Here is a 10,955-nt window from a genome sequence, read left to right on the forward strand (position 1 = left end):
GCCGTTCTCGGTGCCCGACGACGTGCTGAAGGCCTGGCGCGCGGCCGGCAGCCGTGGCGCGGCGGCACGACAGGAATGGGAAGCAAGGCTCGGTGAACTCGGCAGCCGCAAGCGCGCCGAGTTCGAGCGTCGCCTGCGCCACGAGCGCCCGGCCGCGCTCGCGAAGGCGTTCAAAGGTTACAAGAAGGAGCTGCTGGAAAAGCCGATGACCGCGGCGACCCGCAAATCATCCGAAGCCGTGATCGAAGTGATTGCCGGCGCGATGCCGATGGAATTTTTGGCGGGCTCGGCCGACCTCACCGGCTCCAACAACAACAAGGCGAAGTCGGCGACCGCGTTCTCGGCCAAGTCGCCGAAGGGCCGCTTCATCCATTACGGCATCCGCGAACACGGCATGTGCGCGGCGATGAACGGCATCTTCCTGCACGGTGGTTTTGCACCGAACGGTGCGACCTTCCTGGTGTTCACGGATTATGCCCGGCCCGCGATGCGGCTCGCCGCGTTGATGGGGACCGGGGTCGTTTATGTCATGACCCATGATTCCATCGGTCTCGGCGAAGACGGCCCGACCCACCAGCCGGTCGAACATCTCTCGGCGCTTCGCGCCATTCCCAACATGCGCGTGTTCCGCCCCTGCGATTCCATCGAGGTTGCCGAATGCTGGGAGCTCGCGCTCAACCGCATCGACGGCCCGACAGTGCTGGCGCTGACCCGGCAGAACCTGCCGCAGCTGCGCACCACCGCACCGAACGAGAGCCCCTGCCGGTTTGGTGCCTACGAGCTGGTCGCCGCCCAGGGCGAAGCCAAGGCGACGCTGTTCGCATCGGGCTCCGAAGTGGAGATGGCCGTGGCCGCCCAGAAGCAGCTCGCCGAGCGCGGCATTCCGACCCGGGTGGTTTCGGTTCCCTCGCTCGAGCTCCTGCTAGCGCAACCAAAGGAGCGCCGCGACGAGATCATCGGCAACGCGCCGGTCAAGGTCGCGATCGAGGCCGCCGTGCGCTGGGGCTGGGACGCCGTGATCGGCCAGGATGGCGAATTTATCGGCATGCACTCCTTCGGCGCCAGCGCCCCTCTCAACAAGGTATTCCAGCACTTTGGCATTACCGCCGAGGCCGCAGTTAACGCCGTTCTGAAACGCGTTTCCTGAGAGTTGAGATTGCCGAAAAAAAGGACTACCTAACTTCCCATATGATCAAGCCCCGCCCGGCCGAACCGGGCGTCCGCCCTAAAAAAACCCTCGCAGGCGCGCTAGCGCGTTGTGCGGGATGACAACGGTCATTGAAGGAGACGAAACATGGCAGTCCGCGTCGGAATCAACGGTTTTGGCCGCATCGGCCGCAACATTCTGCGGGCCATCGCTGAGTCCGGCCGCAAGGATATCGAGGTCGTCGGCATCAACGACCTCGGCCCGGTCGAGACCAACGCCCATCTGCTTCGCTTCGACAGCGTCCATGGTCGTTTCCCCGGCACCGTGACCGTCGATGGCGACACGATCAGCCTCGGCGGCAACAAGATCAAGGTGACCGCCGAGCGCGATCCCTCGAAGCTGCCCTGGAAGGATCTCGGCATCGACATCGCGATGGAATGCACCGGCATCTTCACCTCGAAGGACAAGGCCTCCGCGCATCTGACCGCCGGCGCCAAGCGCGTGCTGGTCTCCGCCCCGGCCGACGGCGCCGACGCCACCATCGTCTACGGCGTCAACCACGACACGCTGACCCGGGAACATCTGGTCGTCTCCAACGGCTCCTGCACCACCAACTGTCTTGCGCCGATCGCCAAGGTGCTGAACGACCTGGTCGGCATCGAGACCGGCTTCATGACCACGATCCACGCCTACACCGGCGACCAGCCGACACTCGACACCATGCACAAGGATCTCTATCGCGGCCGCGCGGCTGCGATGTCGATGATCCCGACCTCGACCGGCGCCGCCAAGGCGATCGGCCTCGTGCTGCCGGAACTGAAGGGCAAGCTCGACGGCGTCGCGATCCGCGTGCCGACCCCGAACGTCTCGGTCGTCGACCTCAAGATCGTCGCCAAGCGCGCCACCGATCCGAAGGAAATCAACGAGGCGATGAAGCGTGCCTCCGAGCAGCAGCTCAAGGGCATCCTCGGCTACACCACCGCGCCGAACGTCTCGATCGACTTCAACCACGACCCGCACTCCTCGACGTTCCACATGGACCAGACCAAGGTGCAGAACGGCACGCTGGTGCGCGTGATGTCCTGGTACGACAACGAGTGGGGTTTCTCGAATCGCATGGCGGACACCGCCGTCGCGATGGCGAAGGTGATCTAACTCCGCAGCTGTTTCGTCATTCCGGGATGGTCCGAAGGACCAGACCCGGAACCTCGAGATTCTCAGGTGCGCAATTGCGCACCATAGTTCGCGCTACGCGCGCCCGGAATGACCTCCTAGAGGCCCGGGACAAGAGAGCCCAGAGATGACCAACAAATTCCGCACCCTCGACGACGTCGACGTGAAGGGCAAGCGCGTGCTGCTGCGCGTCGATCTCAACGTGCCCATGGAGAACGGGCGCGTCAGCGACGCAACCCGGCTCGAGCGCGTCGCGCCGACCATCACCGAAATCTCGGACAAGGGCGGCAAGGTCATCCTGCTCGCGCATTTCGGACGGCCGAAGGGGCGCGATGCCAAGGACTCGCTCAAGCCCGTTGCCGAGGCGCTCGCCAAGGTCGTTAAGAAGCCCGTCGCCTTCGCCGACGACTGCATCGGAGAGCCCGCGGCCAAGGCCGTTGCCGGCCTGAAGGACGGCGACATCCTCTGTCTGGAAAACACCCGCTTCCACAAAGAGGAAGAGAAGAACGATCCCGCCTTTGTCGCGGAGCTCGCAAAACTCGGCGACATCTGGGTCAACGACGCGTTCTCGGCCGCGCACCGCGCCCACGCCTCGACCGAAGGCCTCGGCCACAAGCTGCCCGCCTATGCCGGCCGCACCATGCAGGCCGAACTGGTCGCGCTGGAGAAGGCGCTGGGCTCACCGACCAAGCCCGTCATCGCAATCATCGGCGGTGCCAAGGTCTCGACCAAGATCGACCTGCTCGAAAACCTGGTGACCAAGGTCGACGCGCTGGTGATCGGCGGCGGCATGGCCAACACCTTCCTGCACGCCCAGGGCGTCGGTATCGGCAAGTCGCTGGCGGAGAAGGATCTCGCCGCGACCGCGTTGCGCATCATGGAAAAGGCGGAAGCCGCCAACTGCGCCATCATCCTGCCGGTCGACGCCACCGTCGCCTATCATTTCGCGGCCAACGCGCCGTCGCACGCCTATGGCCTCGACGCGATCCCGGCCGACGGCATGATCCTCGACGTCGGTCCGCAATCGATCGCGCGTGTCCATGCCGCGATCGACGATGCGGCGACGCTGGTCTGGAACGGACCGCTCGGCGCCTTCGAGATGCAGCCATTCGACCGCGGCACGATGTCCGCCGCCAAGCACGCGGCCGAGCGCACCAAAGCCAAGAAGCTGATCTCGATCGCGGGCGGCGGCGACACCGTGGCGGCCCTCAACCAGGCCCATGTGGCCGGTCATTTCACCTATGTCTCGACCGCCGGTGGCGCATTTCTTGAATGGATGGAAGGCAAGCCCCTGCCCGGCGTCGAAGTTCTGCGCACCAAGTAATCGGTCGGCAATTCGTCAGCCGCCTTCAAGCAGTGGCCTTGCAGGCCCAAACGGGAGAAAAACACAGATGGCTCGGATCACGTTGCGTCAATTGCTCGACCATGCGGCGGAGAACGATTACGGCGTCCCGGCCTTCAACATCAACAACATGGAGCAGGCGCTGGCGATCATGGACGCGGCCAACCAGGTCGACGCGCCCGTCATCATCCAAGCCTCGCGCGGTGCGCGCTCCTATGCCAACGACGTCATGCTCAAGCACATGATGGACGCGGTGACCGAGATCTATCCGCACATCCCGGTCTGCGTGCATCTCGACCACGGCAACGAGCCGGCAACCTGCATGACCGCGATCCAGGCCGGCTTCACCTCTGTCATGATGGACGGCTCGCTCAAGGCTGACGGCAAGACCCCCGGCGACTGGGGCTACAATGTCGGCGTCACCAAGACCGTGACCGACATGGCCCATCTCGGCGGCATCTCGGTCGAGGGCGAGCTCGGCGTGCTCGGCTCGCTCGAGACCGGCATGGGCGACAAGGAAGACGGCCACGGGGCCGAGGGCAAGCTCAGCCACGACCAGCTCCTGACCAATCCGGATGAAGCGGTGAAGTTCGTCCAGGAGACCCAGGTCGACGCGCTCGCGATCGCGATGGGGACGTCTCACGGCGCCTACAAGTTCACCCGCAAGCCCGACGGCGACATCCTCGCCATGAACGTGATCGAGGAGATCCACCGCAAGCTGCCGAACATGCATCTCGTCATGCACGGCTCCTCGTCGGTGCCACAGGACCTCCAGGACATCATCAACACCTATGGCGGCAAGATGAAGCCGACCTGGGGCGTGCCGGTGGCCGAGATCCAGCGCGGCATCAAGAACGGCGTGCGCAAGATCAACATCGACACCGACAACCGCATGGCGATGACCGGCCAGATCCGGAAAGTGCTCAAGGACAATCCGGAAGAGTTCGACCCGCGCAAGTACCTGAAGCCCGCAATGGAAGCGATGACCAAGCTCTGCAAGCAGCGGCTCCAGGAATTCAATACCGCCGGGCAAGCCTCCAAGATCAAGAAGGTGCTGACGACGGCCGAGATGGCCAAGCGCTACGCCAAGGGCGAGCTCGCCCCGAAGGTGGCGTAAGGCCTCAACCACATCCTTCCGTCATTCCGGGGCACGCGGAGCGTGAGCCCGGAATCCATGACCACAGCCTGCGGTTATGGATTCCGGGCCTGCGCCTTTCGGCGCATCCCGGAATGACAGCGGCGCCCCTGCGACGAACGTTAACTCGGCATTTGCCCGAGAACGGTCTATTTTCACCGGCAAGGGCAGAATCGTTTTGGGAGGACATCTCGATGAATCTGACTGAGCTCAACAGGATCGCGGCCGCCATGGTCGCGCCCGGCAAGGGCATCCTTGCCGCCGACGAATCCTCCGGCACCATCAAGAAGCGTTTCGACGCAATCGGCGTGGAATCGACCGAGGAGAACCGCCGCGATTATCGCGAGATGTTGTTCCGCTCGAACGAAGCCATGAGCCGGTACATCTCCGGCGTCATCCTCTACGACGAGACGATCTGGCAGAACGCGAAGGACGGCACGCCCCTGGTCAAGCTGATCGAACAGAGCGGCGCCATTCCCGGCATCAAGGTCGACGAGGGCACGCAACCCCTGCCGATGTGCCCGGGAGAGCTCGTCACCGTCGGGCTCGACAAGCTCGCCGAGCGCTTGAAGAAATATTACGAGCGCGGCGCCCGCTTCGCCAAATGGCGCGCCGTGATCGACATCGGCAGCGGTATTCCCTCGATGACCGCGCTCAGCGTCAACGCCCACGCGCTGGCGCGCTATGCCGCGCTGTGCCAGGCCGCGCAGATCGTGCCGATCGTCGAGCCCGAAGTGCTGATGGACGGCGATCACGACATCGACCGCTGCTATGAGGTGACGAGCCGCGTGCTCAACAAGACGTTCCAGGAATTGCGCGTGCAGCGCGTCGCGCTCGAGGGCATGGTGCTAAAGCCGAACATGGCCATCTCCGGCAAAAAGTGCGCGAAGCAGGCCTCCGTCGAAGAGGTCGCGGAGAAGACCATACGGCTGCTTAGGGCGTGCGTGCCTGCGGCGGTACCCGGCATCGCCTTCCTCTCCGGCGGCCAGTCGGATGAAGAGGCGACGGCGCATCTCAACGCCATGCACAAGCTCGGCCCGCTGCCGTGGGGCCTGACCTTCTCCTACGGTCGCGCACTCCAGGCTGCGCCGCAGAAGGCCTGGTCGGGCAAGGCCGAGAACGTCGCGGCCGGACAAAACGCATTCAGTCACCGCGCGCGCATGAATGGCCTCGCCTCCAAAGGCGAATGGCAAAGCAGCCTGGAAAAGAAAGCGGCCTAGATCTTGTCGAACAAATCTCCTCCGCCGCGCCCGGCGCCGCGCCTTTATCTCGCGACGCCCATCGTCGACGATCCCGCTTCGCTTCTGGCCGAGCTGCCTGGCCTGCTCGCCGCCGCCGACGTCGCGGCCGTGCTGCTGCGGCTGAAGGTGACCGACCAGCGCACCATGATCTCGCGGATCAAGGCCTTGGCGCCGCCGGTTCAGAAAGCGGGCGCCGCGCTGCTCGTCGACGGCCATCCTGAGCTCGTCGCACGCGGCGGCGCCGACGGCGCGCACCTGCCCGGCATCGCCGCGCTGAAAGAGGCGCTGCCATCGCTCAAGCCCGATCGCATCGCCGGCGTCGGCGGGCTGACAACGCGGCACCATTCCATGGATGCGGGCGAGATCGGCGCGGATTACGTGCTGTTCGGCGAGCCTGACGCGAAAGGCCAGCGGCCGTCGTCGCAAGCGATTGCCGAGCGGCTGGACTGGTGGGCCGAGCTGTTCGAGCCGCCCTGCGTCGGCTTTGCCATCTCGCTGGAAGAGGCCCACGAATTCGCCGTCAGCGGCGCCGATTTCGTGCTGGTGGGCGACTTCATCTGGGCCGATCCGCGCGGACCCAAGGCCGCGCTGGTCGAGATAGATGCTGCTATCAAGAAGGCCCATGCGGCTGCGCTTGCGGGCCAAAATCCTGCGGGTCAAGAGCACGGCTAGCGCCCGACATGAAGCTCCCGCGCATCACCATCCTGGCCACGCTGCTGCTGCTGCTCACAGTGCCCGCGGCCGCGCAGCTCCAGATCACGCCGCCCGTGGCGACGCCGAGCCCTTCGGCCGAGAAAACCAAGGACAAGCCGAAGGCCACGCCGCACACCATCACCAAGAAGAAGGAAGCGGCGCCGGCGCCCAAACCCTCAGCCTCCCCCAAGCCTTCAGCGTCCCCAAAGCCTGCTCCGGCCGCGACCGTGATCCCAGCGCCTCCGACGGACAATCCCAACGTCGATCTGGTGTACGGCGCCTATCAGCGCGGCCAGTACAAGACCGCCTTCGATCTCGCCACGGCCCGTGCCGAAACAGGCGATGCCAAGGCAATGACCATGCTGGGTGAGCTCTATTCCAACGCCATGGGCATCCGGCGCGACTATGCCAAGGCGCTGCAATGGTACAAGCGCGCCTCCGACGCCGGCGACCGCGAGGCGATGTTCGCGCTCGCCATGCTGAGGATTTCCGGCCGTGGCGGCCCGGTCGACAAAAACGAAGCGGTCAAGCTGATGGCGTCCGCCGCCAAGCTCGGCGAGCCCAAGGCGGCCTATAACCTCGCGCTGCTCTATCTCGACGGCCAGACCCTGCCGCAGGACGTCAAGCGCTCCGCCGAGCTGCTGCGCCAGGCGGCCGATGCCGGTCTGCCCGAGGCGCAATACGCGCTCGCGACCTTCTACAAGGAAGGCACTGGCGTGCCGAAGGACCTGGAACGGGCGGTGCGTCTGCTCCAGGTCGCCACTCTGACCGACAATGTCGATGCCGAGGTCGAATACGCCATCGCGCTGTTCAACGGCACCGGCACGCCGAAGAACCAGCCGGCGGCCGTAGCTCTGCTCCGCAAGGCCTCCCGCCAGGGCAGCGCGATCGCGCAGAACCGGCTGGCCTGGGTGCTGATCAACGGCATGGGCACGGCCGTGGACAAGGTCGAGGGCTTTAAATGGCATCTGGTGGCCAAGACCGCCGGCAAGGGCGATCCGGAGCTGGACAAGCAATTGTCGGATTTGCCGGCCGAGGACCGGGCCAAGGCCGAGACTGCCGCCAGGAAATGGCTCGGGACCAAATGACTTGACCTTAAGCCCCTCGCAGGGCACCCCATCCCTCAAACACGCGCGATTTCGCGCCATTTCCCCCGATCAAGACCAGAGCTCATGCTGTATTCCGCAACTATCAATGTCATGGTCAAGGCGGCGCGCCGCGCCGGCCGCAGCCTCAAGCGCGATCTCGGCGAGATCGAGCATCTGCAGGTCTCGCTGAAGGGGCCGGCGAATTTCGTCTCGCTGGCCGACAAGCGCGCCGAGGAGATCCTCTACCAGGACCTCGCCAAGGCGCGGCCCGGCTACGGCTTCATCGGCGAGGAAGGCGGCACGCGCGAGGGCTCCGACAAGAGCCACACCTGGATCGTCGATCCGCTCGACGGCACCACCAACTTCCTGCACGGCATCCCGCAATTCGCGATCTCGATCGGGCTTTCGCGCGAAGGCACGATCATCGCCGGCGTGATCTACAATCCCGCCAATGACGAGCTCTACATCGCCGAACGTGGCAAGGGCGCCTTCCTCAACGACCAGCGCCTGCGCGTGGCCGGCCGCCGCCAGCTCAACGAATGCGTGGTGGCCTGCGGACTGCCCCATATCGGCCGCGGCGACCACGAGGAATTCCGCCGCGAGATGACCGCGATGCAGGAGCGCGTCGCCGGCCTGCGCCGCTTCGGCGCCGCCTCGCTCGATCTGGCCTTCGTCGCCGCCGGCCGCCTCGACGGCTACTGGGAGCGCAATTTGCAATCCTGGGACATCGCGGCAGGCATGATCATGCTGCGCGAAGCGGGCGGCACGATCACCGACATCGACACGCCGGGCGATGCGCTGGTGACGGGCAATGTCGTGTGCGGGAATGAATTCGTGCACGGGGAGTTGGTGAAGATTTTGCGGAAGTAGGCCGCAGTAGCGCGACGGCTCGATCTACGGCGGCTAATCATCGTCCTCGTCGGGTTCGTCGTCGCGATATTCACCGCCGATGGTCAGGCCCTCGATGGCCGTGGCGCCTTTCGACTTGATCACCCGGCGAAGCGGGACCGAACTCTCGCTTCGCAATGCGTCCATCAACTGTTCCGAATGGGTGACAATCCAAATGTCGGCGCGGCGCGATGCCTTGGCGATGAGCCGGGCGAGCGGCGCGAGCAGCGACGGATGCAGGCTGGTCTCGGGTTCGTTCAGCGCGATGAACGGCGGCAGCCGGTAACCCATGAACACCGCGAGCAGGCAAATGTATTTGAGCGTCCCATCGGATAGTTTCATGAGCCCTGAACGGCCGCGGCATATCCGGCAATTGCAGATCGAATTCACACCTGCCATTTTCTTCCCATGCGCGGAGTTCGGCGCCCGGGAATGCATCCTGGATCGCGTCCTGCAGGTCGTTGGCGTCTTCCCGAATGACGTAGAGGGTCGCCAGGGTGGCAGCCAAATCGATGCCATCGGCGCTAAGCGAGGGCGTTGCGATCGCGAGACAAGGCTTTCGTATCGGTGACGCAGGACCCGTGCGGAAGTCATGATAGAAGCGCCAGCCCAGCATTGCATTTCTGATCAGGTCGATTTCCGGGCACTGCTTGCCATCGGAAAAAGCCGCAAGCGCGGTCTCCGACGGCAGCACCGCATCCTTGTGAGCGATCCAGGCGCCACTCTCGCCGCGGACGCTGATGAGCGAATTGACCCGCTCCATCAGCTTGACCGTGCGTTTGCCGCGCGTCGCCTCGATCATTTCGGTCTTGATCATCGGCTCGCCGGAAAACGCGGCCTGAAGCGGGCTGGGAAACCCGAGCTCGATGAAATATCTCATGCTATCGAATGTGGCCGACAGCCGCAGCCGCCCATCTTCGCCTCGTTTGCGTAGGCCGGACCAGCAGACCGAATTCAATCCGCCTTCATCGGCGATCGTGCGGGTGATTTGACCGGTCGCCGCGTCGCGCAACAGCGACAAGGACTTGTAGAGATTGGACTTGCCGACTCCATTTTCGCCGACAAACACCGACAGGGGATGGATGGGTATGGAGAGCCGCCGAATGGAGCGATAGTTCGAGATCGCAATTTCGCTCGGACGCATGACATGCTTTCGATCGGCAGGGTGTCTGTGCATTCGCGGCGTGGTGCGAATACGTTCTTTCAATCCAGGGATGCAGTCTGGATTGAGACTCCCGAGAAAGCAAGCCGACCGATCCGGCGTTCAGTGGCCGCCTCTCACCGGAGCAAACCCGACTGTCATCATCCGCGAAGGCGGATGATCCAGTATCCAGAGACGTCTGTTGGGTACGGAAAGGCCGCGGCCTACTGGATGCCCCGCCTTCGCGGAGCATGACACCTCACCTTACAGCTTGGCCGGTGCGGGCGGCCCGTACATCTCGGCTTTCTTCGCCGCCTTCTCCCGATCCCCGCCCAGCACGCGCTGCACCGAGACGAAGAACACCGGCACCATCAGCAGCGCCAAAATCACCACTGCGATCATGCCGCCCATCACGATGCTGCCGAGCGCCTGCTGGCTGGCGCCGCCGGCACCATGCGCGATGGCCATCGGCAGCACGCCGCAGATGAAGGCGAGGCCGGTCATCAGGATCGGGCGGAAGCGCAGGCGGCAAGCCTCGATGGTGGCGTCCACCAGCGGCTTGCCTTCTTTCCGCAGATCCTTGGCGAATTCGATGATCAGGATCGCGTCCTTGGCCGCAAGGCCAATGATGGTGATCAGACCCACGGTGAAATAGACGTCGTTGGGCAGGCCGCGCAGCATGGCGGCGACCACGGCGCCGACGATGCCGAGCGGCACGGTGAGCAGCACCGCGAGCGGAATGGTCCAGCTCTCGTAAAGCGCGGCCAGGCACAGGAACACCACGAACACCGAAAGCCCGAGCAGGAACGGCGCCTGCGAGCCCGAGAGTTTCTCCTGGAGCGACTGTCCGGTCCATTCATAGCCGAAGCCGCGCGGCAGCTTGCCGGCAAGCCGCTCCATCTCGGCGATGGCATCGCCCGAGGTGAAGCCGGGTCTGGCTTCGCCGGAGATGCGCACCGCCGGATAGTAGTTGAAGCCGGTGATCTGCGTCGGGCCGCGCGCCCATTCCACGGTGGCAAAGGACGAGAAAGGCACGAGCTGGCCCCGGCTGTTCTTGACGTTGTAGTTGAGGATGTCCTCGGTCCGCATGCGGTCGCGGGCATCGGC

At 64.6% G+C, this 10,955-nt stretch carries 9 protein-coding genes and 1 pseudogene; 8 read left to right on the plus strand and 2 right to left on the minus strand.

The genetic code is table 11. The features are described from left to right. From AC0L27_RS40120 to AC0L27_RS40155, 8 genes are all read left to right on the plus strand, one after another. The coding region (locus tag AC0L27_RS40120; RefSeq protein WP_473323539.1) for a transketolase-like TK C-terminal-containing protein at positions 1 to 1,147 on the plus strand (1,147 nt) is incomplete at its 5' end. A gap of 147 nt (positions 1,148 to 1,294) precedes the next feature. Then, positions 1,295 to 2,302 (plus strand): type I glyceraldehyde-3-phosphate dehydrogenase, encoded by a 1,008-nt coding sequence (gap, locus tag AC0L27_RS40125; RefSeq protein WP_027515515.1) that lies wholly within the window; start codon positions 1,295 to 1,297, stop codon positions 2,300 to 2,302. A gap of 145 nt (positions 2,303 to 2,447) precedes the next feature. Beyond that, positions 2,448 to 3,644 carry a phosphoglycerate kinase gene (locus AC0L27_RS40130; protein WP_354063092.1) on the plus strand — a complete coding sequence of 399 codons (1,197 nt, stop codon included), beginning with the start codon at positions 2,448 to 2,450 and terminating at the stop codon, positions 3,642 to 3,644. 67 nt (positions 3,645 to 3,711) lie between these two features. Next, a complete protein-coding gene (fba, locus tag AC0L27_RS40135; protein WP_275174305.1) occupies positions 3,712 to 4,779 on the plus strand; it encodes a class II fructose-bisphosphate aldolase in 1,068 nt (355 codons plus the stop codon). A gap of 212 nt (positions 4,780 to 4,991) precedes the next feature. Next, a complete protein-coding gene (locus AC0L27_RS40140; protein ID WP_354209431.1) occupies positions 4,992 to 6,017 on the plus strand; it encodes a class I fructose-bisphosphate aldolase in 1,026 nt (341 codons plus the stop codon). A 3-nt stretch (positions 6,018 to 6,020) separates the two neighbouring features. Next, a complete protein-coding gene (locus AC0L27_RS40145; protein ID WP_354209432.1) occupies positions 6,021 to 6,710 on the plus strand; it encodes a thiamine phosphate synthase in 690 nt (229 codons plus the stop codon). Between the two features lie 8 nt (positions 6,711 to 6,718). Next, the gene (locus AC0L27_RS40150; RefSeq protein ID WP_354209433.1) at positions 6,719 to 7,819 is read left to right on the plus strand and encodes a tetratricopeptide repeat protein; all 1,101 of its coding nucleotides are present in this window, start codon (positions 6,719 to 6,721) and stop codon (positions 7,817 to 7,819) included. Between the two features lie 84 nt (positions 7,820 to 7,903). Beyond that, a complete protein-coding gene (locus AC0L27_RS40155; RefSeq protein WP_027515509.1) occupies positions 7,904 to 8,689 on the plus strand; it encodes an inositol monophosphatase family protein in 786 nt (261 codons plus the stop codon). Between the two features lie 33 nt (positions 8,690 to 8,722). On the opposite strand, the pseudogene AC0L27_RS40160 reads toward AC0L27_RS40155, so the two are convergent. Both AC0L27_RS40160 and AC0L27_RS40165 read right to left on the minus strand, forming a co-directional pair. Then, positions 8,723 to 9,851: pseudogene (locus AC0L27_RS40160) on the minus strand (AAA family ATPase). Positions 9,852 to 10,112: 261 nt separating this feature from the next. Then, positions 10,113 to 10,955, minus strand: an 843-nt coding sequence (locus AC0L27_RS40165) for an efflux RND transporter permease subunit (protein WP_473323541.1), incomplete at its 5' end; no start/stop codon positions are given.

It is taken from the genome of Bradyrhizobium sp. Ken51, assembly GCF_055807435.1.